Consider the following 23,697-nt stretch of genomic DNA (forward strand, 5'->3'; position numbering starts at 1 on the left):
ACCGCTCCTGTCGACCAATTGAGACAGGAACTGTCCCTTTCTACCCTGTACAGCCTTTACCCCGCGGCGCTAAGTTATTCTCTGAATAACAACACAATACATCGCTACGAGAGAGATCATGGCTGAGCAGCGCCGTCGCAAACGCCCCACCACCACTACCGGGCGACTTTTCCGCCTTACCGGTATGACCACTTCCATTGCCACCCGCGTGGCTGGCCATCAGGTCAAGGGCCTGTTCCAGTCGGACAGCGCCAGGGCCGCTGACCGGGAAAAGCTGATGCAGCATATTGGCAAGGAAGTGGCCGCCACCCTTGGGGAAATGAAGGGTGCGGTGATGAAGGTTGGGCAGATTGCCTCGCAGATGCAGGACATCCTGCCGCGGGAAATCAGCGAGCAACTCAAGGTGCTGCAGAATGCCTCCGCCCCCATGCCGTTTCACGTGATTCGCCGCCAGCTGGAGCGCGAACTGCAAGGCAGCATCGACGAACGATTTGCCCACTTCGAGGAAACCCCCTTCGCTGCTGCCTCCATCGGCCAGGTGCACCGCGCCACCACCCTGGACGGCGACGAGGTGGTAGTGAAAGTACAGTATCCGGCGGTGAAGGAGTCCATCGATTCCGACATGAAGCATCTGCGTCGCATCCTCCGTCTGGGCAGCCTCCTGAAAGTGGACGAAGCCGCCCTGGACGGGGTGTTCCGGGAGATTCGAAACCAGCTGGAAGAAGAGCTCAATTACCACCAGGAAGCCATCAACCTGAACCAGTTCCGGGAGTTCCACCAGCACCAGCCGTGGCTGGTGATCCCCTCTGTGTACGATCAGCTTTCCAGCGAAAAGGTGCTTACCCTGAGCCTGGAAACGGGCACCCCACTGGAACAGGCCAACGCACAGAACGGTTTTGACCAGGCCACCCGCAACCTGCTGGGAGAGCGACTGTTTGACGCCATCGGCGAGCAGATCTTTCGCTTTCGCACCGTGCACTGCGATCCGCACCCCGGCAATTTTGCCTTCCGTCCCGACGGCAGCATTGTCATGTATGACTTTGGCGCGGTAAAACGCCTGCCCGGCGAAGACGCAGACCTGCTGCGACGCATCGTGCAGACCGCCCTGCAGCAAGACTGGCAGCAGCTGGACCGCCTGCTGCAGACGCTGGGCGCACGCAAGCAGGATGGGGAGGTAAGCGACCAGTTCTACGCCACCTGGATCGAGATGTTACTGCGCGCCTTCTCCAGTGAACCGTTTGATTTTGCCAACTCGCAGCTGCACACCGACATCATGAAGCAGGTGCGTAAAACGCCTCTGGAGCAGATGATGAAGTTCCAGCCTTCACCACGCTCCCTGCTCATCGAACGGGTGGTCAGCGGCCACTACTGGACGCTGATGAACCTGGGGGTCAATGCGGCCTTCCGGCCCAATCTGGAAAAGGCCCTCGGCGAAGGAAAACGTGCCGGGGGCTGATTGAGGTGCGGCCAGACGCCAGATGCCCGATGCCTGACGCTCGCCCCTCCCCTGCCCCCAAAAAAGGTTCATCGCGGGTTTGCGGGAAGCTGCTGCTCCAGCGCTTTACTCCACCCTGAGTGAGATTGATGCCATGGGGGACAGCTTGCGGAAGAAGGGGGTTATGATCCCGGGTTTTGTTCGCCCCTCCAGAGGGGCTGCTAAAACGAGGACAGCAGCACTCCGCAATTCGCGCTCAGTGAACCCTGTGACCTCTGTGGTAAATCCGATTTTGATCTTTGCGTGTTGCGTGTTGCATGAAGCGTGCTGCGGCCGCAGAGCGGCAAAAAAAGCCCGGCCACCTTGTGGTGGCCGGGCTTGTTAACACGAGCTTGCGAGAAACCGTCACCATTAGAAGGCTGAACGCAGCCCCACACTGATACCGGAAATCTCCTCCTCATCCGTATCGATATAGCGCATGTACTCCAGATTGGCGCCGAGCGTGTCGGTGATATTCACATCCAGGCCGGCACCAAAGGACTCATCCTCGAAATTTTCGCTGTCACTGAACGAGTAGTTCACACCCGCCAACTCGCCCTCGGCAGACACTGTCCCCTTCGCCTTGGTGTAACCACCAATCACGTACGGGCGCACGGTTTCACTGATCGGCACGCCAAGCTTCAGGTAACCGCCATAAAGGTGATCCAGCTCGAAATCGGCGATTCCCTGAGAATCTTCATCCAGCCCCACACCCCCACGGGCCTCCAGGGCAAGAAACTCGGAAAGCTCAAACCCGGCGCTCACTGTCGCCGCATCAATCTTCAGGGTATCCGTGTCGAATTCTTCATTGTCGTACTGAATCTGGCTGTAATTGCCGCCAATATACGGGCCTGCGGCCCAGGCGACTGGCGCCACCAACAGCGAACCGGACAACATCAGTGCTCCTCGCATCATGACTTTCATTCGAGACTCCTTTTCCAATTAAGTCAGATATTTCGAGATGCGGTCAGGCGCAATGTTCCTGTTATTCCGGTAAATTCTGTAAAATCAGGTCAGGTTCCGGTTCCACCGCCGCCGAAAACGGTAAGAACAGGCGGCCACCGTGGCACCCGAGGTTCCAGCAACCCCTGACCAGACAGGTCCACATAACAGCAAATAACAGGATCGGGAATGACTAAGGGACGCGTCTTGCCAATTGGGCTCATGGTGATGGCACTGTTACTGCCATTGCTGGGCCACAGCCTTACCCTGACTGAAGACCAGCAGGAGTATCAGGCCGCCGTTGGCATGCAATGGCTGTCCGACCCGAACCACAGCCTGACGCCCAGTACCGCCCTCAAGGCCCTGCGTGAAGGCAATGGCACCACCCTGACCACCCGCTACCCGTCACAGGGCTTTCAGAATGGCCTGCAATGGTTTCTGGTCACGCTGGATAACAACACCCGCTTCCCTTACTGGTTCCTGCGCATCAGCCGACCGCACCTGGACTTTCTTGACATCTATCTGTTTGATCGCAACGGCAATGCCATCGATCACCAGCGCATGGGTGACCGGATCCCTTTCAGCCAGCGGGAGTTCCGCCACTACCACCTGATCAGCCTGCAAAGCTTTCCGCCACTGGACCGCAGCTACCTGCTGATACGCGCCCAGGGCGACAATGTCATCGAAATGCCGGTCAGCATCAAGACCCCGGTGGCCTTCAGCCAGCAGGACAACCAGATCTCCCTGCTGTACGGCATCTACTATGGCGCCATCGTCGCCATGTGTATCTTCAACCTGATGATCTTCATGTCCATTCGCGAGCCCAGCTACCTGCTGTACGTGCTCTATCTGGGCACCTTCGGACTCAATCTGTTTACCCGCGAAGGCCTGAGTTATCAGTGGCTGTGGCCGGATTCCCCGATCTGGAATCATTACTCGTTACCGATATTCAATCTGCTGACGCTGGCGTTCTCGATGCTGTTCGTCCAGCACTTCCTGGAATTGCGCACACGTTTGCCGCTGATGAGCAGGGTGATCACCGTGGTCACCATCCTGTCACTGGTGGCCATTCCCTTCACCCTGATCAGCTTCCATTACAGCATCCAGATCACCACCGCCGCGGTACTGCCCTGGCCCTTCATCATGCTGGTGCTATCCCTGTGGCTGATCTATCAGGGCTACAGCCCGGCCCGCTACTTCCTGCTCGCCTTCCTGTCAGTGGCGGTAGCCACCACCATCTTCATCCTCAAGGCGTTTGGCGTGGTGGAAGGCAGCTGGCTGATCGAGAACATCATGCAAGTGGGCACCTTCCTGGAAGCCGTGCTGCTGTCCTTTGCCCTCGCGCACCGGATGACCGTACTGAAGAGCGAAAACGCCCGCATCCAGCGTGAGGCTACCGAAGCCCTGGAACAGCGGGTGGAGGAACGCACCCAGGAACTGAACAGCGCCCTCAGTGCCCGCAGCGAGTTCCTGGCAGTAATGAGTCACGAGATTAGGACGCCGCTGAACGGCATTATCGGCACCGTGGACATGCTCAAGACCTCGCCACTGAACAACGAGCAACAGCACAACCTGAACATCATCGAACAGTCCGGCAACAGCCTGCTCAACCTGATCAACGACATTCTCGATTACTCCCGTATCGAAGCGGGCAAGATGCCCATCGAGCAGACCCGTTTCGATCTCCACGGACTGGTCAACGACTCCCTGGGCCTGTTCCAGCACAAGGCCCGGGTGCAATCCAACACACTGACCTGTGAGCTGGGCAAAAACCTGGGCCACTACTGCATCGGTGATCCGGTGCGCCTGCGCCAGATCCTGGTAAACCTGATCAGTAATGCGGTGAAATTCACCGACAACGGCACCATCACCCTGTCTGCCCAGCGCGACGGCGACAATGCCGACTACGTACTCTTCGAGGTAATCGACACTGGCATCGGCATTAGCCCGGAGCAGATAACCAACCTGTTCGATCACTTCCAGCAGGGAGACAGCTCCACCAGCCGGCGCTACGGCGGCACCGGCCTGGGGCTGGCCATCTGCAAGCAGCTGGTCGAGATCATGGGCGGCGAGATCGGCGTCAACAGCCGCCGCAACGAAGGCTCGCGGTTCTGGTTCCGCCTGCCGCTGCCGAAGACGGATGGCAGCGCCTCACTGCCTGCCGCACCTACGGATATTATCGATACCACCCGCTCCGGCGGCCGCCTGCTGATTGTGGATGACAACCACATCAACCTGATGGTGGCAGAAGGACTGTGCAAGAAGATCGGCTACAGCACCGAAGTAGCGGAGAGCGGCATGGAAGCCATTGCCGTACTGTTGTCCGCCGAAGAGCCTTTCGACCTGATTCTGATGGATTGCGAGATGCCGGAAATGGATGGCTTCGAGACATCCCGAGCCATTATCAAACTGCAGAAGGAAGGTCGCCTGCCAAGAGTGCCGATCATTGCCCTCACCGCCCACGCAGTACCGGACAAGATCCAGGCTTGTCACGATGCCGGGATGGTGGGCCATCTGGCCAAACCCATCAACAGCGAACGCCTGCTGATGACTCTCAAGCAGATTCTGCGCGATCCGGATATCCGCAGAGCCACAGGCCGCAGCGCCTGACACGCTCAGTCTGCACGCAGACTCGTCAGCAGACTGTCCACCAGCCGCTCCAGATCATTGAGGTTGGCACAACGGTGAGCCACCCTGCAGTGCGGCAGATAGCTGGCCATGACCGCATCGCCACTGTTCCACTGACGGCGTGCTTCCGGATTCAGCCACCAGACCTGCTTGGCCCGTCGGCGAATCTGCCCCAGAAGCTCGGCCCGTTCCGGCAGGTAGTTATTGCGTGCATCACCGAGAATAATCACCGTGGTATGGCGATCCAGCTCTCGCTCGCAGCGGCCCAGAAAATCCTCCAGCATGGCCCCGTAATCCGTACCACTACCGGATAAACGATCCAGCACCCTGCCTACAGCCACATCCGGCGGATAGCGCTGAAAATCGTCACTGATTTCATCGAACTGCGAGGCAAAGGCAAAGCTGCGAACCCGCGGCAGCACATCATTGAGCGCGTAGAGAAACTGCAACAGAAAGCGGGCGGCATCACTGACCGAACTGGACACATCACAGATCACCATGACCCGGCTTTTGTGCGGCGGCTTGCGCCGCCACACCAGTGACACAGGCACCCCGTCATGGCGGATACTGCGACCAAGGGTGCGGCGGGCATCCAGCTGTCCGCGTTTCGCCACCTTCAGGCGCCGCTGGTGGGCGCTGGCCAGCCGACGGGCCATCCTGCGCACCAGTGTCTTCACCTCGTTAAACTCACGCAGATCCCGGAAGGCCACCTGGCGCATGGTCTGCTCGCGAAGCTCTCGCCCCTTTGCCGCACCATGCAGCAGGAATTGTCGACGCACCAGACTGGCGGCCTGCTCGCGAACCTGACTGCGCCACTCCCGCAAGCTATCGGCGCGGGCTTCGTCCGCCGCACTGCCCTGAGCAAGCTGCAATACGCGATCATCCACCGCCCCCATGCCCATATTCATCAACAGCCGGCGGGTATAGAGCCCCTGCTGGGTCATCACCTCCATCCGGGTGAAATCCATGCCCGCCGCCGCCTCGGCCATGCGCTGCTGCAACTGCTCTGCACTGGAAGACAGCAAGGCATTGAGTTCCGCGCCCTCCTGCTCACCGGGGCTCCCCTCCAGGCCATCACCATCAGCGGAATCCAGTGCCGGGGGCATTCCTGAAGACCCGGCCTCCGCTCCCGCAGCGTCACCCTCCTGCTCCTGTTGCCCCTGAGGATGCCCCTCGAAATAACGCTCAAAGGTGGTCTCAAAAGCGGCCCGGTGCTGCTCTTCCTTGACCAGGCTGACCGCCAACGCATCATGAAACCGCTGCCGTGAGTCATACCCCACCAGCGCCACCGCCTGCATGGCGATGGCCGCCTCATCCGGGGAAACTCGCAATCCCGCCCCACGCAGCGCCTGAACAAATTCCGACAGTCGGCGGGACAGCATCAGCGCTTCCCGAACTTGCGCAACCAGGCAGGCAACAACTCCCGGGCCAGGGTCACATCCTGCTCGGTTTTCAACACCAGGTTGAGCGTGTCCGCCACCATGGCCTGATCAAGACTGTCCGCATGCAGCAACACCAGCGCCCGGGCCCAGTCCAGGGTCTCGGAAATCGCCGGCAGCTTTTTCATTTCCTGCTCGCGCAGGTATTGGATAAAGGCCACCAGCTGCTCACGCAGTTCGGCCTCAAGCTCCGGCACCCGGGCCGCCACAATTGCTGCCTCATGGCTCGCTTCCGGGTAGGGGATATAGAGATGCAGACAACGCCGCTTGAGCGCATCAGAAAGCTCACGCTGGTCGTTACTGGTAAGCAACACCAAGGGTTGATGGCGAGCCTTGACCGTTCCCATCTCGGGTATGGAAATCTGGAAATCGGACAGCAGCTCGAGCAGGAAGGCCTCGAACTCCTGATCCGCCTTGTCGATTTCGTCGATTAGCAATACCGCGGGCTCCTCGCTGCGCAGGGCCTGCAGCAACGGGCGCGGCTCCAGAAAGGTCTCACTGTAGAAAGCCTCGCCCAGATCGCCCAGCCTGGACATGCTGGCCTCAAGGCTATCGGTATCCGCCAGCATGCCGCCTAACTTGTCTCGCAGCAGCTGGGTATAGAGCAGCTGCTTGCCGTATTTCCATTCATACAGCGCGCGACTTTCATCCAGCCCTTCGTAGCACTGCAGACGAATCAGCGGCGCCTCCAGAAAGGCCGCCGCGGCCTTGGCCAACTCGGTCTTGCCGACCCCGGGCGGCCCTTCCACCAGCACCGGCTTGTGCAACTGGGCCGCCAGATAGATCGCCAGGGCAATCTGGTCACTACAGATATAACCCTGCTCGGCAAAATTGCGGGTAATGTCTTCTACGGAATCAATACGAGTCTTCATGAAGGCTCCTGCACTGGAACCTTAAAGACTACCTGAGTCGCAGCCCGACAGACACGGGCTGAAGCGACAACGGCATGTCGGCACCTGCCCGGACATAAAAAGAAATGACCAGAGATGAAAAAAGGAATGAAAGGGCATGTAAACGCCAGCGGGAAGGACGCCGGGCAGAATATCAATGCAGAGTGATATTGTCCGCCAGCACCAGCGGGGCAATATCCTGAACCTCTTCCAGTACCGGCTCGCCATCCACGCTGCTCACATCATAGCGCGCAGAGTGCACTTCACCGTCAATCAGATCAGGAATGGCATCCAGGAAGGCATCCACATGTTCGGAGCCAAAGTGGACTTCCAGCGCATCCAGGCTGCTCCACTGCTGCCACACCATGATCACCCGCGGCTCGTCTGCCTGCACATACACCTCATAGGACAGACAGCCCGGCTCTTTGCGGGAGGCACTGGCCAGCGCCTGCACCAGATCCAGCGCAACTGGCTGCTGGTCTGCCTTGATGGGAAACGAGCCTTTGACAATGATCATGGACATGAAAAGGGGAACCGCTGCAGGAAAACGACCATTGTAGCATATTTTTCATCCTCCTGCCGGCCCCACGGTCTGCCTCAGTCGCAGAAGCGTACCGACTCCTGCAGTGGCGCCCGGCCCACCCGGGTGTTGTTGGCCTCGATTTCAGGATCCTCGTAGCCGAAACTGATCCCCAGCACGATGGCGGTACTGTCCGGAATACCCAGAATCTCACGCACATCCGCAGGATAGTAGCGCATGCTGCCCTGGGCGCAGGCTCCGAGGCCATAGGCACTCATGGTCAGCAGCAGTGACTGGATGTACATACCCACATCAAGGGCCACAGTCACCCCGAACGCCTTGTCCATGCCAATAAAGGCCACATGAGGGGCATCAAACAGCTGGAAGTTGCGCAGCTCGGCACGGCGACGCCCTTCGCGATCTTCCCGGGCGATGCCCATGCTGCCGTAAAGCGCCATGGCGCAATCTACCTGGCGATCCCGGTAGACGCCTTCAAAGCGCGGCAGGCTGTCATAGTCAGGCTCGAAGGGCACCCCACGGCTGACCTTATCCACCATGCGCTCGCGCAGGACGTCACGGGACTGACCGCTGGCTACCCACACCTGCCAGGGCTGGATATTGCAATTGGAGGGCGCATGTTGCGCCAGGGAAAACACCTCTTCCAGTACAGCCTGCGGCACGGGCTTGTCGAGAAAACCGCGCACTGAACGGCGCTGCTTGAGGGCATCGGCAAGGGTAATGGAATCGGCGTTCATGAAAGGCTCCTGACTGCATGGCAACGAACGGACTGGCAAATCATGCCAGTGCTGCAGTCTAGCGAGACAGGAGCCACCGGGCGATGACAGGAACGCTCACCCCCATGGACTTTGGAAAAACCGCTCAGGAAGCCTTGAGCATGGCCTCACAGATCTGGTCGATGATCGGCTCGGCACCATCCAGACGCCCCTCAAAGCCCTGCACCCCCAGGCGGGTGGCACAATCCGGACAGAGAATGGTAAACACCAGTTCACCACCCTGGCTGGGTGCCGGCAACACCGCCCACTGCTCCTGGCGGGCACGCTGGCCGATCCGGTGGTAATAATCGAGGTTAATCTGCCCGCCCGGCTCAAAATCGAACGTGGTGGGGCAGCGGCTGCAATTGAGCCACATGTCGTACAACGCCGCAGCGTCGTAGGGATCCCTTGAATCGAATGCCATTGCCACCTCCTGACTTGTGGCTCGCCTTCTTCCATGCGAGGGCGCACTCTTTAGACTGCCCTCTTATAGGGCATTCACGGGGCAAAACCCGTGACTCCAGTCACACTATAGCAGCTTATAGCCGTTCGCCTGAAGCCATGGCCCGGCCACCCAATACCAGCATCTGAAGCTGCAGCCGAGCATGCTCCGCCAGCACCCTGCGGGCAGCGGCACTGCTGTCGAGCATGGAAATCCCGGAACCAAACATGATCGCAATGGCCGCCTCTGCTTCCTGCTCTGCCGGCACCCCGACACCGCCCCGGGCCGCTACCGCCTGACGCACATCCTCGGCCAGCTCATCCACCAGCAGCTGCAACTCACGCTGGATACGCAACCGATAACGATCATGGCTGCCCAGACGCTGCTGCACCAATAGACGAAAGTCGTTGCCATGCTCATTGAGGTAGCGCACAAAGCGAGACACGAGTTCATCCACCGCCTGGGCGGGGCCGATTTCGATCATGCTGCGACGCTCGTACTCCATGGCCGAACGAAGCCGGAAACAGCACGAGTCAATCAATGCCAGACCCAGTGCATCCATGTCAGGGAAGTGGTTATAAATGGAAGTGGCCGCCAGCCCGCATTCCCGCGCCACTTCCCTCAGGCCCAGGCTGTCCAGGCCGCGCCCACCCTCCATCAGGGTGCGCGCCGCCGCCAGGATTCGCTCCCGGGTTTGCCGCTTCTGGCGTTGCCGCACTGTCTCTGCCATAACCGTACCACTAACAACTGTTAGGTTTAATAATCCCATGAAATAGGTTCATATGGCAACTACAAGCCGGTTACAAAACAACCTTTGACAAACAAGTGTTAGCTGAACGAGAATTCGCCTAACAAATGTAAGGCGGGATAATTTGTCACCCGCAGCATTGGCGGCGCATTATCTGAGGAGCCTATGAGTGACTCCTCGAGGCGCTACAACACATGACTGCCGGATCAAGCTGGCAGCAGGGAAGCTACAAGGGGCTTAACATGAATTACTTCGTTACCGGTGCCACAGGTTTCATCGGCCGTTTTCTGGTTGCTCGTCTCCTCAAGCGTGAGGATGCCCGCGTTTTTGCGTTGGTGCGCGCCGGCTCGGAATACAAACTGGATGCGCTGCGCCGCCGTCTGGGGGTGGATGCAGATCAGCTGGTGGCCATTCATGGCGACATCAATGAGAAGGTACTGGGTGTCAGCAAGCGGGATCTGGATGATCTGACCGGCCAGATCGATCACTTTTTCCATCTGGCAGCCATCTATGACCTGACCGCTGACGAGAACAGCCAGCGTTACACCAATATCGAAGGCACCCGGGAAACCCTGAAGCTGGCCGAGAAACTCCAGGCAGGCTGCTTCCACCACGTTTCCTCCATTGCCGCCGCCGGCCTATATGACGGCGTATTCAGCGAAGACATGTTCGATGAGGCCACCGGTCTGGATGACCCCTACCTGCTCACCAAGCATGAATCCGAAGCACTGGTACGCCAGGAAAGCAGCATTCCGTGGCGCATCTACCGCCCATCCATGGTGGTGGGCCACTCCGAAACCGGCGAAATGGACAAGGTGGACGGCCCTTACTACCTGTTCAAGTTCATCCAGAAACTGAAAGATGTGCTGCCCAACTGGATGCCGCTGGTGGGCGTGGAAGGTGGCAAGTTCAACATCGTGCCGGTGGACTTCGTGGCCGATGCCCTGGATCACATCGCCCATCAGGAAGAAGGCAATGGCCAGTGCTTCCATCTCACCGCCGACCGCTCATACAGTCTGGGCGAGATGATGGACGTGATTGCCGGGGCCGCCCAGGCGCCGCGCTGGCCGGTGAAGCTGGATAACAGCCTGTTCAATTCCGTGCCCGGCATCGTCAAGAAAGGCGTCAGCGCCATGACCCCGAAGATGGTGCTCAATGCCGCGCTGGAAAACCTGGATATTCCGCCTTCTGCCATGCAGTTCCTGACGTTCCCCACCGAATACGACAATCGTCGCGCCAGGGCAGCACTGTCAGACAGCGGTATCGAGGCACCGGAACTGCAAGGCTACATCCAGCAACTGTGGGACTTCTGGGAAAACCATCTGGACCCGGACCGCGGCGAGCGCAAGGATGAACTGCAGCCCCTGCCTACTCTTCCCGAGCGAGTAGAAGGCAAGGTCGTCATGGTCACCGGCGCCACCTCCGGCATCGGCAAGGCCACCGCTCTCAAGCTGGCCCGAGCCGGCGCCACCGTACTGGTAGTGGCAAGAACCGCGGAGAAACTCGACGAAACCCTGCACGAGATCGACCAGCTGGGCGGAACCGCCCAGGCCTACAGTTGTGACGTCTCCGATCTCAACAGCGTGGATCAACTGGTTCAGAAGGTTATCGCCGATCACGGCCACGTGGATGTGCTGGTCAACAATGCCGGTCGCTCCATTCGCCGTTCCGTGGTGCATTCCTTCGACCGCTTCCACGATTACGAGCGCACCATGCAGCTGAACTACTTCGGTGCCCTGCGACTGATCATGCAGCTGATGCCTGGCATGATCGAGCGCGGCGGTGGCCACGTGATCAACATCTCCAGCATCGGGGTACTCACCAATGCGCCGCGCTTCTCTGCCTATGTGGCTTCCAAGGCGGCACTGGATGCATTCACCCGTTGCGCCGCCAGTGAGCTGGCCCACGAAGGGATTCGCTTCACCACCATCAATATGCCGCTGGTGCGCACCCCGATGATCGCGCCCACCAAGATGTACAACCATGTGCCGACCATCAGCCCCACTCAGGCGGCGGACATGATCTGCGATGCCATCGTGCGCCAGCCCAAGCGCATCGCCACCAACCTGGGGATCATGGGCCAGGTAATGCACTTCCTCACCCCCAAGGTCACGGAAACCATCATGAACACGGGTTACAAACTGTTCTCGGATTCCGCCGCAGCCCTGGGCGGCAAGGAAAACACCCCGAAGAAGATCAGCCGCGAACAGGCTGCCTTCTCCCGGCTGTTCAAGGGGATTCATTGGTAAGAAGAAACGCTGCACGCATCATGCAACACGCAACACGCAACACGCGCGTGTTGCGTGTTGCTGCTGCGGAGCAGCCAAAAGAAAAGGCCCCGCAAGCGGGGCCTTAAAATGTTCCGGAGACTACCGGAAGCATACGCAGCGGGACCATGTCCCGCAGCTATAGTCTCGCGACCACCACTCCCCCGCCTTGATACATATCAGTTTTTTGTCCATTCACCGTCGAGAGACTTGCCGGCCTGTTTCCTGCGGGGATGAAATGACTGGTGCAGGAACGAGTTTCGAGGATCCAAAAACAGGCTTCGAACACTGCAACGGTTTTGCCTTTCGTAACTCTTCACTCGCAACGGCTCTTGCTGCCCTGCGCTGCCAACACGCCCTCCAGCGACGGCGGAGAATAGTCCGGCCCCTTGAGTACCTTGCCACGCTCATCCTTAACAGGTTTGCCGTCCGCCCCCAACTTGCTCATGTTACTGCGGTGCACTTCCTCACAGGTGGCATCCAGATCAATGCCGAAGGTATGGCCAGCACCGTAGGTCACATAGTTGATATCGGTCAGCGCATCGGCCACTTCCACCAGATCCACGTCAAACCCCTTGAGCCCCTCCAGCTGCTGCCGGGCCAGGACCAGCGTGTCGAGAAAAGCCTGCTGATCCACATCCGGAGACTGGCAGGTGGCTTCCGCCAGCTCATGAAACTCCTCCAGCAACAGAGCCAGACGCAACCGCACCGTGCGATCGTCCGGCACTAACGGCAACGGCTCTACTGGCAGGGAAAAAGCGCGATGAAACTCGCCAACACGTTGAAAATTACTGCGTTCAGACCGGGCCATTCACTTCCTCCAGAAACGCCACAATTTCACGATTCACCTCCGATGCCTGCTCCATCTGGATCCAGTGACCGCACTGATCAAGCAGCACAGTGCGCAGATCCGGCACATAATCCGGCATCCGCTGCAGGGCTTTCTGGTTGAACATCAGCACCGGGTCCTGCAACCCGCCGATAAACAGTACCGGCATGGTCAGCTGCCAGTTGTCGTCATCCCGGCTCTCTTGCCAGGACAAATCCATGGCCCGGTACCAGTTGACCGGCCCGGTGAAACCGCTCGCTGCATAGCGCTCGGTGTAATAATCCAGATCTTCGTCACGCATCCAGCGCGGCGGCTGTTCCGGGGCGCTCATGGAATCCAGCAGACCGGTGTCATTCTCACCCACCCGGTATTCAGCGATGCCATCGGCAGACAGGCTGTGGAAGATTCGGCTCAGGGAACCACGCACATCCTGTTCAAGCTCCTGCTCGGGCACGCCCGGCTGCTGGAAGTACAGCATGTAGAAGAAATGCTCACCGAACAGGCGTTTCATGGCCTCGGTGGGCGCCTCCGGGGCGGGGCCACCATAGGGAATAGACATGCCAACCACGGCCGCGACAGTCTGAGGGTATTGCCGTGCCACTTGCCAGGCCAACGCACAGCCCCAGTCATGGCCGACCAGAATCACCTTCTGGTAACCCAGCGCCTCAACCAGCGATCGCACATCCTCCACCAGCATCGACATCCGGTATGCGTCCACCGCCTCTGGACCGCCCGTCTGCCCAAAACCCCGCAGGTCGGGAGCCACAGCGTAATAACCGGACTGCGCCAGCATGGGCAACTGGTAGCGCCAGGAGGCCCAGCATTCCGGGAACCCGTGCAGACACAAAACCAGCGGTTTCCCCGACTCTCCGGCCTCTGCAACGAACATTTCCAGTCCATTGGCGGTTACCTTGCGTTCTCTTATAAACGCCATACTCATTTCCCGGTTTGGGCAGGAGTAAAAACCAATTTACGGCTACTTACCCTGCACGACGAAAATGCTATTGTTAGGATACGAAACATGACTTAATTAACATGAATTTGACAGCAAGGCCTGCCACAGGCAAGTCTGCGTCAATCACGTTACGGCAAGAACAGGGATGGACCGTGACTGACCCGGCCGAACCAAAGCAACCTGCCCGCACCCGCCTCGGCGAGTGGCTGGCTCCCTATGTTCCGGATTACTTCCCGGTAGCATGGAAGTTGGGCCTGTCGATTTCCCTGCTGATCCTCTGTGGCATGACAGTACTGGGCACCCTGTTGCTCAATAATCAGCTTAGCCGCATGCGCGACCAGGCCGATACCTTTGGCGTGGCCATTGCCCAGCAACTGTCCAACACCGCCCGCGAACCCATGCTGGCGGATGACACCTTCCTGCTCAAGGTACAGCTCAACAATCTGACCCGCAGTGAAAGTGTGCGCGGTGCCGCCCTGTTCGACCGTGAAGGCAACCTTATCGACAAGGCTGGCATCCTGCCGGTGGCAGCCAGCCCGCTGAACGAGCAGGTCAAGCGCTGGGAACTGCAAAGCGAGCCCGTTACCACCTACTATTCCACTATCAAGGTAGGCGAATCTGCCGCCGGTTATGCCGCCATTTCCCTGTCAGACCGCCCCATCATGGCCGCCCGGGAAGCGGTTCAGGAAACCATGATCACCGCAACGCTGATCATGAGCGTGATCGCCATCATTGTCGCCTTCCTGATCAGCCGTCGTCTGGCCCAGCCAATCCAGGATCTGCTCGCCGCCACCAGCGCCATGCGCAGGGGGGATCTCAACTATCGCATCCAGGACCGCCGCAACGATGAAATCGGCGGCCTGATCGAGGCCTACAACACCATGGCCCATGGCATGCTCGAAAAGGATCAGGTGGAAAAGGTGTTGCAGCGTTTTGTCAGCCCCTCCGTGGCCCGCAACATGATGGCCGACCTGGATCAGGTGCAGCTGGGGGGCCGCGATGTTCAGGCCACGGTGGTGTTTGCCGATATCGTCGGCTTCACACGACTGTCGGAGACCCTGGAGCCCGAAGCCATCGCTGACATGCTCAATGTCTATTTCGATGCCATTACCACCGCTACCAGCTTCTATCGCGGCACCATCGACAAATACATGGGTGACTGCGCCATGATCGTGTTTGGCGTCCCGGAGAAGGACGACGAGCACCTGTTCCATGGCCTGTGCTGCGCGGTGATGATCCAGCGCCTGGTGGAACGGCTTAACGAATACCGCCGCGCCCATAACCAGACCACCGTGGAGTTCCGCATCGGCATCAACTCCGGCGCCATGCTGGCCGGTAACCTGGGGTCACGGGATCGCATGCAATACACCGTGGTGGGCGATGCCGTTAACCTGGCCTCACGGCTTTCCAACATGGCCGCCGGCAACGAAATCATTGCCGCAGCCCCCCTGCTCGGCAATCCCAATATTGGCTCCCGGGTTCGCGCCACGGAATACGGCGCCATGCGCATCCGCGGCAAGTCCGAACCGGTGGGCACTTTCCGAATTGATGGTGTGCATGCACTGTCCGAAACCCTGATGGAACAGCGTATCGCCCAGTTCCTGGCCAATCTGAATACGGAGCAACAACGTGCACAAGGCGAGTAGCCTGCTGCTGGCCGCCTCCGTCCTTGGCGGCTGTGCCAGCCTCGGCAACCCGGAACAGAAAGTCATTGCGGCCCTGGAAGATCAGAATTACGCCCGCGCCATCGAAGTCATCGACGACACACCGGAGTCGCACAAGCAGTACGCATTGCTGCAGGAACAGTATGCCGGCATCCTTCAGGCCAGCGACGAGTATCGCCAGCACCTGGTTCAGGAGGCGGAAGCCTATGGTCGCCATCAGGAATGGGCCAGCGCCTTCGAACTGCTGGAGAGCAACCGTGACAAGGTGGTCGCGCCCTACGCCATTGATGAACTGACCGCGACCCTGGCCATTCTGGAAGGCCGCCAGCTCAATGAGCTGTTGGCCGAACGCCGTGCTGAACAGGCCGAAGCCATGCTGGAAAGCACCCAGCTTTCCGAAACCCTGGCCAAGTTCCGTGACAGCCGCGCGGTGGCCGAAAAGCAGCGACTGGACGAAGAACGCGAGCTTCTGGTGGCCGATCTGAAACGGCTGGGTGAATATTTCGCTGAGCAGCAAAAATGGATGCAGGCCAGGGATCTGCTGCGCTATGCCCATCAGCTGGCACCGGATCAGGATCCCTCTCCGCAACTGGCCAAAGCCCAGCAGGTGCTGAACAACGCCGACCAGCGAGCCCGCGCCAAACGCAATCAGGGACTCCAGGCCGAAGCCGAGCAACTGATGGCACGTTACCAGCGTGATGGCAGCATGGACTCCCTGCTGGCCGCCCGCCGCTTCCTCAATAGGCACAGCAACAACAACGTGCTGGACAAACATCGCGAGCGCCTCGAACAGTGGTCCCGCCGTCGCTTCAACGAAGAGATGAATACCGGCGAAGCACTCTACGCCCGGGGCCAGTACAAGGAAGCCTACCGGATCTGGAAACAACTGGCGCCGCTCTACCCCAACGACGAAGAGCTCAACAAGAAACTGGAGCGAAGCCGTCGGGTGCTTTCCAATTTGAAGAGCCTGCAGCAGTCTTAAGGAGAGACGCTTCACGCATCATGCTGCACGCCTGACGCAAAAAGATTCGAGTTGCGAGTACCGAGTTTCGAAAGGCAAAACCTCAAACCTCGCGCTTGGTTGTTGCTTCTTGATTTTCGAAACTCGGAACTTGTAACTCGCTTCTGGAATCCTTACCTCGCTGCCGCTCGGATCGCGGTAGAACGACCGTTATTCGCTACGCTCACCCTTCGGGCCGCACTGCGTGCGTTACTCCGCTTCGCTACTTTCCTGCAGCGGCTCCGTAGAAAGCCGGGAATCAAGCGTAGCTCGTAGCTCAGCCCCATCAAAAAACGCGCCACAAGGGCGCGTTTTTTGATGGGTGGGCGGCTGCCTACTCTTCGCTTTCCGCCTCTTCCACAGCCTCTTCTGCTTGCTCAGCGTCATCGCCATTCTGGTCTGCATCGTAGGCATCCCGGAACTCCTGACTGACCGGCATGCGGCCTTCGAAAACTTTCTCCACCTGGGTCGGCAGCGGATGCTTGACCACCTGTTCAAGCTCACCATCGCCATTCACTTCGAACTGCAATGCGGTAATGCCCATGTACTTCTCGCGACTCATCTGCACCAGGCGATCGTTATCCGCCAGAATGGTGGGCCGCAGGAATACCATCAGGTTGCTCTTCTGACGGGAGTTGGAGGTAGAGCGGAACAGGAAGCCCAACAGCGGGATGTCACCCAGTAGGGGCACCTTGCGCACCACCTTGCGGATATCATCCTTGATCAGCCCCCCCAGTGCGATGGTTTCACCATCGTCCGCCAACACCGTGCTCTGCAACTTGCGCGTAGTGGTGACGATATCCACCGCCTCCCCGGAAGACTCCTTCACCGCGGAATTTTCCTGCTCCAATTCCAGGCGGATGGTAGACAAGCCGGCCACGTGGGGAGTGACTTTCAGGGTCAGACCCACATCTTCACGCTGGATGGTAGTAAACGGGTTGGACACCCCCGAACCGGTACTGGTGCTCTGACCGGTCACGAACGGCACATTCTCACCGACGATGATCGACGCTTCTTCGTTATCCAGGGTCAGAATGCTGGGGGTAGAGAGCAGATTCACGTCGGTAGATGAAGCCAGCGCCTGCATCAACGCGCCCCACTTCAGGTCACCGTCGGCATCGGTTTCACCGACACCAAACGCCAGCCCATCTCCCAGCGACAGGCCGGAGGGATCATCCGTCGCCAGCGCCTGCAGGATGGAATTGACACTCAGTCCAGCGTTATTGAAATTCACCGCGCCGACACCGGATTCATCACTGCCACCTACATACTGGAAGCCCAGCGACTTGGCATTCTCACCGGTCACTTCCACGATAGCAGCTTCGATAAGGATCTGGGCGCGGCGCACATCGAGCTGGCTGATAATCGACTGCAGCTCTTTCATCATGCCAGGCTCCGCCCGGATCACCAGCGCATTAAGAGATTCATCCGCCTGAATGGAGACCTTGCTGGATGAGGAGGACGCCGCCGTCTTGGCTTCGCCGCCGGGCTTGGAGGCAGAGGCACCGTCCGCATAGTTCTTCAGAATGTCGGCCAGAGTCTTGGCATCGCCATGGGTCAGGCGTACCACATTAACCCCGCTGCTGGCGCTATCCGGGGTATCCAGGCTACGCACCATGCGTGCCATGCGCTCACGGGTGATGCGGTCACCCTTGATGATCAAACGGTTGGTGCGCTCATCCGCAACCACGGTCACCGCCCCTTCCTTGGCCTTGCTGCGGCGGGAAGCGGTTTGTGGAGTCAGGGATTCCAGCATTTTCACCATGTCACCGGCGAAGGCATGCTCGAGCTTGATCACCATCACGTCCTCAGACTCGGCATTGTCCAGGTTGGCGATAATCGCTTCCATACGGCGAATATTGTCCAGATGGTCACTGATGATCAGCGCATTGGCCGAGCCCACCGCCGCCAGGTGACCGTACTGCGGCACCAGCGGACGCAGTACCGGCACCAATTCTTCCACCGGTGAGTTTTCCACCGCAATCACCCGGGTCACCAGTTCTTCACCGGTACCCTGCCCCTTCTCTACCAGCGGCAGATTGCTTTGTTTTGCAGTGGTATTGGGAACGATCTTGATAATGTCGCCCGCTGGCACTGCGGCATAGCCATGCACCTGCAGCACAGACAGGAACAACTCGTAGACTTCCTCGGCAGACAGCGCCTTGGTGGACACAACCGTCACATCCCTGGCCCGCACCCGCGGATCGACCACGAAGTTCTTGCCGGTCATGTCTGCAATCTGGCTGATGAACGCCTGAATGTCCGCATTGCGAATATTCACCGTCCAGCTCTTGCCATCATCGCTGGCCTTCACCTGGGCCTGGGCTGACAGCACGGTCACTGACAGACAGGCCGCGAGCAGGATTTTAAGCACTGAGGCTCTGAAAATGGACATTATTAACACCATCTAGGGCGGATAATTCACGGTAAATTGCTGGTCACCACGCTGCACCACGATACTGGCCTGCTGGGTCTGCTTGTAGGACTCCAGCGCAGCGATGTCGCCTTCTTCGGTGCCCAGACCGTGGCCGTTCACGGAAAGGATCACATCATCGGCCTGCAGCCCCACCTGGCTTAACAGCTGCTTGGGGGCACGCTTGCCCAGCTTGTATCCCTGGTTAGTCCCCTGGGACACCGGCCGCAGGGCCAGCTGACTGATAATGGTACGGCGCTGCTGGTTCATATCATCCGGGCCACCGGGCTGCGTCACCGCTTGCTGTCGGGACGGCGCCGGCGCGGGGCGGCTCACTTCGCTGACCCCACCCAGAGCGGTATCCGACCAGCGCAGCGCCTCCAGGCGACCTGCGCGGCGCAGGATCACCCTGTCCGGGTACACTTCTTCAAGACTGGCGTTGCCGGGAATGCTGTCACCGATGTGGTACAGCTCTCCCTCCTTACCCTTCTCGGCAATGATGGCGCTGGACAATTCCAGCACCGGGTTCTGGAAAACCCCCAGCAACTCAAGCCGCAACCGGGTTTCCGGTGCATCCGTGGGGGTATCATCCCTGGGCGCGGCCACAGCCTGGTATTCACCAAACAGCTGCCAGCCATCGACCTGGTTCTGGGAAAGGGTTTTGCTCTGGCTGGCGCCAGACACTTGCAGGCGGGTACGGTCGGATTCGGGAATCGGCTGATTGGGGCCGTAGATCATCAGCCACACAGTCTGCGCCAGCAGCCAGGCCAGCGCCACCACCAGCAACACGGCGATCAGCCCGCGCACCGGTTTACCCCACTTGGCCATTTCAGCAAACTGCGACATCTCTGTCCCGCTCTTCCTTTATCGTTATATCGAGGGCGGTGCCGCCCAAGGATCCGATGATTTACAAGATACCGGATCATAAAAGCAATTTATTGCTCTGTCGTGTTACCAATAGCAGGCTTTTCTTTACTGGCTCAGCCGCCACCCAGCGCAAAAGGCTGCGACATCTGGAACACCACATCATCAGCGCTGCCACCCTGACTGACCCCCAACAATTGCGGCCAGGCGCGCAACACAGCGACCTGAAAGCGTCCTTCTGCCAGGCTGGCATTCATCAGGGGCTGACCTTGCGGGTCGGTTACCAGCAGCGAGGGCACCGCCCCCTCCATGGAAACCTTGCCCTGCAGCACCGGTACGGAGGACGAGCCATTGCGGCCCCAGGTCACAGTACCACCGCTGTATTGCAGCGTGGCCCGGGCGTCTTCAATCTGTCCGGATGACACTGCCAGCGACATGATAGTGGCATCCACACGACCGTCCGCATTGCCCTGGGGGATGCGTGCTGCCACCAGCGCCACCGGCAAAGCCACCCGCAGCTGCTCCACGGACCAGTCCTGCTGACCGGTCCCACCCAGCCATCCACTGATGCGGGCATCCTCGCCACTACGGGTACGGGCACTGATGTTCAGGCCCGGCGTCAGACCATGCCAGTCCAGTTGCCAGTCCAGCACCCCCTGCAGCTGCTGCCAGCGCCAGTCCACCTGTCCCTGCCACCAGGGACCACGGGCTGACTGTAGCACCAGCGGCGCCCCACCGGGACGCAATGCCGGAACGCGCTCAACCAGCACCGCCGCCGGCATCAACACCACCAGAAACACTATCAGGCTGACCACAAACAACAGGGCCAGAATCCACTTGCGAGGCATCAGACCGCCTTAGAACGGGATATCGTCGTCGAAGTCGTCTGCCGGGCCGCTGAAACCGCCACCCTGATTCTGGTTGGACTGGGGCGCATTGCCGCCACCGCCAAAGTTATCGTTGCCGTAACCGCCCTGGTTACCGCCACCCTGATTTCCCTGGGGAGCAAAACCACCGCCCTGACCACCGCCTTCACCGCGGCCATCCAGCATCTGCATCTCGTTGGCAACGATTTCGGTGGTGTAACGATCCTGGCCATCCTGCCCCTGCCACTTGCGGGTACGGATAGAGCCTTCGATATACACCTTGGAACCTTTCTTCAGATACTCACCGGCAATTTCACCGAGCTTGTTGAAGAACACCACCCGGTGCCATTCCGTGCGTTCCTGCATCTGGCCGCTCTGACGATCCTTCCAGGATTCACTGGTGGCCAGACGCACATTGGTGACCGCACCACCGCTGGGCATGAAACGGGTTTCCGGATCCGCACCCAGATTACCAATCAGAATTACCTTGTTAACGCCGCGCGCCATTGTTTCTCTCCGTGACTCTCATGGTCAGTGTTCAGGGGGCCCACATCAGGGCCCCGGCTTCTTCATCGAAGCAGGGCAAGTCCGCCATTGTGTCAGCTTTGCGCTACGGCGGCGAGCCCCTGCAGCTGGCTCTCGTCCAGAGAGCCGGTTTCTACTTTCAGCAGTACCATGGCCTGCTCTTCCACCACCACCACTTCTTCCACCCCGGGTACCTGGTGCAGCTGACGACTCAGTGCCAGCCAGTCCTGCCCGGGCTGCAATTGCAGTACGCGGTTTTCCAGTCGCGGCAATTCCTGCATCCCGGCCAATACCAGCAACCAGACCGCCGCCAGCACCAGACAACCGTAAAATACCGCTTCCGGACCCAGCCACTGATACAGGGCCCCTCCCAGCTGACCGCCGACAAACACCCCCATGAACTGGGAACTGGAATACACCCCCATGGCGGTACCCCGGGTACCGGCCGGCGCTGCCCGCCCCACTAACGAAGGCAGCAGCGCCTCAAGCAGATTAAAGGCGGCAAAAAACACCAGTAGCGCCAGCACGAAGTGCCACAGCGCCGCACCAGCCAGAGCCAACAGCAACTGGGACACGCCCAGCAGCACAATGGCAAGCCGTTTGACCGGCACCGCCCCGCGTCGTTCGGCACGGATCACCAGCGGCACCATGGCAATAAAGCCGGCCACCAACACCGCCAGATACAACAGACTGTGACTCTGCAGACTCAAGCCCAGACGTTCGCTCAACAGGGCCGGAACCACCACAAAGGATGCAGTCATGATCACGTGTAGGGTGAAGATCCCCACGTCGAAACGCAGCAGCGTCTTGTTGCTCAGCACGCGTCGGAAACGCTGTCCTGCAGGCAGCAGTTCACCCTGATGAGCCTTGGGCGAAGGCACCACAAACGCCACCACCAGTGCCAGAGCGCCGAGCACCGAGGTGGCCCAGAACAGGCCGGACAGGCCCAGCCAGGCCGCCAACAGCGGCCCCAGGATCAGCGCCAGAATAAAGGAGCCCCCCACCGACATACCGATCAGCGCCATGGCCCGGGTACGGTTCTTTTCACTGACCACATCACCGATCAGCGCCATGATCACACTGGCGATGGCCCCCGCCCCCTGCAAGGCACGCCCTGCGATGACGCCATAGATGTGGTCACTCATGGCCGCCACCGCCCCACCGGCAATAAACAACAGCAGGCCGATCAACAACAACGGCCGCCGCCCGAAACGATCGGACATCATTCCGAAAGGGATCTGCAGGATTGCCTGCATCAGGCCATAGGCACCAATGGCGGTACCAATCAGCAATGGAGACGCCCCCTGCAATTCCTGTCCGTAGACGGCAAAGATCGGCAGGATCATGAACAGGCCAAACATCCGCAGGGCAAAAATGGTGGCCATGTAACCGGTGGTTTTCAGCTCGGTACGCTGCAGCGCTTTGGAAGATGGTGCTGTCATTGAAACCTGGATGCTCCTCACCGTTCTGGCTATCGGGCCAGTCGCCGTCTTTGGGGGCGGGCAGTGTAGCAGATTCCCGTTCAGGCGGGACATTACTGAAGGCGCCCTCTCAAACCGGCACAGCGGGCATCCGGTCACAAACAGGAGAAGAAAATTGTCAAACTTCGCGAAAACAGCCGTTTGGCAAATTGAACCCCCGTCAAAGCGGTGATAGATTCACATGCTGATAAGTTTTTTTTCTTAGGCTAACGCCTAGGGCGCTCTAAAATGGCTCACGCCGCTCCCAATGCACTTGGGTCGGCTCAAGCCTTTGGCGCCTACGCAGTCATGGACAGGACAATGAATACCCAACAACAAAGCCAGCAGGTCTACGTAGTCGGTGGCCAGCAACTGCAGAACGCACTGCTCACCGAGTTCCTGGTCAAGGAAGACGTCACAACGAATTCCATCCCCTCCGTGGTTGATATCACGGTGGAGACCCTGCGCAGCAATGAGCAGAACCTGTTTCTGGTGGATTACCACAGTGTGGACGTGAATGAAGTCATCGCCCACCTGCTGGAAGCAGACCAGGAAGTGGAAAATGATGTACTCATCGCCGTGTTCAATGTGGATGACGAAGAGTCCCTGTCCAAGCTGGCCGGCCTGCCCATGGTCAATGGCGGCTTTCAGTTCGACTGCCCCCAGGCACTGCTCAGCAAGGGCATCAAGGCGATTTTCGACGGTGAACTCTGGTTCCCTCGTTCGGTGCTGCAGACCTACCTGATGAAGAGCCGCACCTTCAACAAGACCTTCTCCCGTAGCGAGGTCAATCTGACCGACCGGGAAGTGGAAGTACTCAAGGTCATGGCCACCGGCGCCAAGAACTCTGAAATCGCCAGCAGCCTCAACCTGAGCCCGCACACCATCAAGACCCACATCTACAACATCTTCAAGAAGATCAACGCCTCCAACCGCCTGCAGGCGGTGAACTGGGCGCAAGAGAACCTGTAAAACGCCTGATGCACGACGCCTGAGGC

General features: G+C 59.3%; 20 protein-coding genes. 6 read left to right on the plus strand and 14 right to left on the minus strand.

Annotated elements, in window-relative coordinates; genetic code table 11:
• Positions 1-118: 118 nt before the first annotated feature.
• The gene (locus MWU49_RS16130) at positions 119-1,456 is read left to right on the plus strand and encodes an AarF/ABC1/UbiB kinase family protein (protein WP_246974301.1); all 1,338 of its coding nucleotides are present in this window, start codon (positions 119-121) and stop codon (positions 1,454-1,456) included.
• A gap of 390 nt (positions 1,457-1,846) precedes the next feature.
• Here the strand turns inward: MWU49_RS16130 and MWU49_RS16135 are convergent, their stop codons facing one another.
• The gene (locus MWU49_RS16135) at positions 1,847-2,398 is read right to left on the minus strand and encodes a porin family protein (RefSeq protein ID WP_246974302.1); all 552 of its coding nucleotides are present in this window, start codon (positions 2,396-2,398) and stop codon (positions 1,847-1,849) included.
• Positions 2,399-2,605: 207 nt separating this feature from the next.
• On the opposite strand from MWU49_RS16135, the gene MWU49_RS16140 reads away from it, so the two are divergent.
• The gene (locus MWU49_RS16140; protein ID WP_246974303.1) at positions 2,606-5,026 is read left to right on the plus strand and encodes a hybrid sensor histidine kinase/response regulator; all 2,421 of its coding nucleotides are present in this window, start codon (positions 2,606-2,608) and stop codon (positions 5,024-5,026) included.
• 5 nt (positions 5,027-5,031) lie between these two features.
• Here the strand turns inward: MWU49_RS16140 and MWU49_RS16145 are convergent, their stop codons facing one another.
• The 6 genes from MWU49_RS16145 to MWU49_RS16170 all read right to left on the minus strand — a co-directional run bounded on the left by MWU49_RS16145 (position 5,032) and on the right by MWU49_RS16170 (position 9,838).
• On the minus strand, positions 5,032-6,426 hold the full coding sequence (locus MWU49_RS16145; protein WP_246974304.1) for a VWA domain-containing protein: 1,395 nt from the start codon (positions 6,424-6,426) through the stop codon (positions 5,032-5,034).
• Positions 6,426-7,355 (minus strand): MoxR family ATPase, encoded by a 930-nt coding sequence (locus tag MWU49_RS16150; RefSeq protein ID WP_246974305.1) that lies wholly within the window; start codon positions 7,353-7,355, stop codon positions 6,426-6,428. The genes MWU49_RS16145 and MWU49_RS16150 overlap by 1 nt, the downstream gene beginning before the upstream one ends.
• Positions 7,356-7,527: 172 nt before the next feature.
• A complete protein-coding gene (locus tag MWU49_RS16155; RefSeq protein ID WP_246974306.1) occupies positions 7,528-7,896 on the minus strand; it encodes a putative quinol monooxygenase in 369 nt (122 codons plus the stop codon).
• A 74-nt stretch (positions 7,897-7,970) separates the two neighbouring features.
• Positions 7,971-8,648, minus strand: a complete 678-nt coding sequence (locus MWU49_RS16160) for a nitroreductase (protein ID WP_246974307.1) — start codon at positions 8,646-8,648, stop codon at positions 7,971-7,973.
• Between the two features lie 124 nt (positions 8,649-8,772).
• The gene (locus tag MWU49_RS16165) at positions 8,773-9,090 is read right to left on the minus strand and encodes a hypothetical protein (RefSeq protein WP_246974308.1); all 318 of its coding nucleotides are present in this window, start codon (positions 9,088-9,090) and stop codon (positions 8,773-8,775) included.
• Between the two features lie 115 nt (positions 9,091-9,205).
• The gene (locus tag MWU49_RS16170; RefSeq protein WP_246974311.1) at positions 9,206-9,838 is read right to left on the minus strand and encodes a TetR family transcriptional regulator; all 633 of its coding nucleotides are present in this window, start codon (positions 9,836-9,838) and stop codon (positions 9,206-9,208) included.
• 260 nt (positions 9,839-10,098) lie between these two features.
• On the opposite strand from MWU49_RS16170, the gene MWU49_RS16175 reads away from it, so the two are divergent.
• Positions 10,099-12,105: an SDR family oxidoreductase gene (locus tag MWU49_RS16175; protein WP_246974313.1), complete on the plus strand. Its 2,007-nt coding sequence runs from the start codon at positions 10,099-10,101 to the stop codon at positions 12,103-12,105.
• Positions 12,106-12,439: 334 nt separating this feature from the next.
• Here the strand turns inward: MWU49_RS16175 and MWU49_RS16180 are convergent, their stop codons facing one another.
• On the minus strand, positions 12,440-12,934 hold the full coding sequence (locus MWU49_RS16180; RefSeq protein ID WP_246974315.1) for a nucleoside triphosphate pyrophosphohydrolase family protein: 495 nt from the start codon (positions 12,932-12,934) through the stop codon (positions 12,440-12,442).
• Positions 12,921-13,886, minus strand: coding sequence for an alpha/beta hydrolase (locus MWU49_RS16185; RefSeq protein WP_246974317.1), 966 nt, complete (start codon positions 13,884-13,886; stop codon positions 12,921-12,923). Before MWU49_RS16185 ends, MWU49_RS16180 begins: the two co-directional genes overlap by 14 nt.
• Before the next feature lie 173 nt (positions 13,887-14,059).
• Here MWU49_RS16185 and MWU49_RS16190 point away from each other — a divergent pair, with 173 nt between their 5' ends.
• Entirely contained in the window at positions 14,060-15,553 is a 1,494-nt protein-coding gene (locus MWU49_RS16190; RefSeq protein WP_246974319.1) for an adenylate/guanylate cyclase domain-containing protein, read from the plus strand.
• Positions 15,537-16,553: a hypothetical protein gene (locus tag MWU49_RS16195; RefSeq protein ID WP_246974321.1), complete on the plus strand. Its 1,017-nt coding sequence runs from the start codon at positions 15,537-15,539 to the stop codon at positions 16,551-16,553. Before MWU49_RS16190 ends, MWU49_RS16195 begins: the two co-directional genes overlap by 17 nt.
• Before the next feature lie 352 nt (positions 16,554-16,905).
• Here MWU49_RS16195 and gspD read toward each other — a convergent pair whose 3' ends face one another.
• The 5 genes from gspD to MWU49_RS16220 form a co-directional block, all read right to left on the minus strand.
• Positions 16,906-18,966: a type II secretion system secretin GspD gene (gene gspD / locus MWU49_RS16200; RefSeq protein WP_246974324.1), complete on the minus strand. Its 2,061-nt coding sequence runs from the start codon at positions 18,964-18,966 to the stop codon at positions 16,906-16,908.
• A gap of 12 nt (positions 18,967-18,978) precedes the next feature.
• Positions 18,979-19,830, minus strand: a complete 852-nt coding sequence (locus tag MWU49_RS16205; protein WP_246974326.1) for a type II secretion system protein N — start codon at positions 19,828-19,830, stop codon at positions 18,979-18,981.
• A 134-nt stretch (positions 19,831-19,964) separates the two neighbouring features.
• Positions 19,965-20,696 carry a type II secretion system protein N gene (gene gspN, locus MWU49_RS16210; RefSeq protein WP_246974329.1) on the minus strand — a complete coding sequence of 244 codons (732 nt, stop codon included), beginning with the start codon at positions 20,694-20,696 and terminating at the stop codon, positions 19,965-19,967.
• A gap of 9 nt (positions 20,697-20,705) precedes the next feature.
• Positions 20,706-21,221: a single-stranded DNA-binding protein gene (ssb, locus tag MWU49_RS16215; protein ID WP_246974332.1), complete on the minus strand. Its 516-nt coding sequence runs from the start codon at positions 21,219-21,221 to the stop codon at positions 20,706-20,708.
• A gap of 92 nt (positions 21,222-21,313) precedes the next feature.
• Positions 21,314-22,681, minus strand: coding sequence for an MFS transporter (locus tag MWU49_RS16220; RefSeq protein WP_246974335.1), 1,368 nt, complete (start codon positions 22,679-22,681; stop codon positions 21,314-21,316).
• Positions 22,682-23,020: 339 nt separating this feature from the next.
• Here MWU49_RS16220 and MWU49_RS16225 point away from each other — a divergent pair, with 339 nt between their 5' ends.
• The gene (locus tag MWU49_RS16225; RefSeq protein WP_246974337.1) at positions 23,021-23,671 is read left to right on the plus strand and encodes a response regulator transcription factor; all 651 of its coding nucleotides are present in this window, start codon (positions 23,021-23,023) and stop codon (positions 23,669-23,671) included.
• The last annotated feature ends 26 nt before the right edge of the window (positions 23,672-23,697 follow it).

The sequence above is a fragment of the Alcanivorax sp. S6407 genome, assembly GCF_023016115.1.
Lineage (GTDB): Bacteria > Pseudomonadota > Gammaproteobacteria > Pseudomonadales > Alcanivoracaceae > Alcanivorax.

Bases quoted from the DNA above. Each gene is read 5' to 3' on its own strand.
- MWU49_RS16130 (WP_246974301.1), top strand. From the start codon at position 119: ATGGCTGAGCAGCGCCGTCGCAAACGCCCCACCACCACTACCGGGCGA.
- MWU49_RS16185 (WP_246974317.1), bottom strand. From the start codon at position 13,886: ATGGCGTTTATAAGAGAACGCAAGGTAACCGCCAATGGACTGGAAATG.
- MWU49_RS16140 (WP_246974303.1), top strand. From the start codon at position 2,606: ATGACTAAGGGACGCGTCTTGCCAATTGGGCTCATGGTGATGGCACTG.
- MWU49_RS16135 (WP_246974302.1), bottom strand. From the start codon at position 2,398: ATGAAAGTCATGATGCGAGGAGCACTGATGTTGTCCGGTTCGCTGTTG.
- MWU49_RS16175 (WP_246974313.1), top strand. From the start codon at position 10,099: ATGAATTACTTCGTTACCGGTGCCACAGGTTTCATCGGCCGTTTTCTG.
- MWU49_RS16155 (WP_246974306.1), bottom strand. From the start codon at position 7,896: ATGTCCATGATCATTGTCAAAGGCTCGTTTCCCATCAAGGCAGACCAG.
- MWU49_RS16180 (WP_246974315.1), bottom strand. From the start codon at position 12,934: ATGGCCCGGTCTGAACGCAGTAATTTTCAACGTGTTGGCGAGTTTCAT.
- MWU49_RS16205 (WP_246974326.1), bottom strand. From the start codon at position 19,830: ATGTCGCAGTTTGCTGAAATGGCCAAGTGGGGTAAACCGGTGCGCGGG.
- gspN (WP_246974329.1), bottom strand. From the start codon at position 20,696: ATGCCTCGCAAGTGGATTCTGGCCCTGTTGTTTGTGGTCAGCCTGATA.
- MWU49_RS16160 (WP_246974307.1), bottom strand. From the start codon at position 8,648: ATGAACGCCGATTCCATTACCCTTGCCGATGCCCTCAAGCAGCGCCGT.
- MWU49_RS16220 (WP_246974335.1), bottom strand. From the start codon at position 22,681: ATGACAGCACCATCTTCCAAAGCGCTGCAGCGTACCGAGCTGAAAACC.
- ssb (WP_246974332.1), bottom strand. From the start codon at position 21,221: ATGGCGCGCGGCGTTAACAAGGTAATTCTGATTGGTAATCTGGGTGCG.
- MWU49_RS16165 (WP_246974308.1), bottom strand. From the start codon at position 9,090: ATGGCATTCGATTCAAGGGATCCCTACGACGCTGCGGCGTTGTACGAC.
- MWU49_RS16225 (WP_246974337.1), top strand. From the start codon at position 23,021: ATGAATACCCAACAACAAAGCCAGCAGGTCTACGTAGTCGGTGGCCAG.
- MWU49_RS16150 (WP_246974305.1), bottom strand. From the start codon at position 7,355: ATGAAGACTCGTATTGATTCCGTAGAAGACATTACCCGCAATTTTGCC.
- MWU49_RS16145 (WP_246974304.1), bottom strand. From the start codon at position 6,426: ATGCTGTCCCGCCGACTGTCGGAATTTGTTCAGGCGCTGCGTGGGGCG.
- MWU49_RS16170 (WP_246974311.1), bottom strand. From the start codon at position 9,838: ATGGCAGAGACAGTGCGGCAACGCCAGAAGCGGCAAACCCGGGAGCGA.
- gspD (WP_246974324.1), bottom strand. From the start codon at position 18,966: ATGTCCATTTTCAGAGCCTCAGTGCTTAAAATCCTGCTCGCGGCCTGT.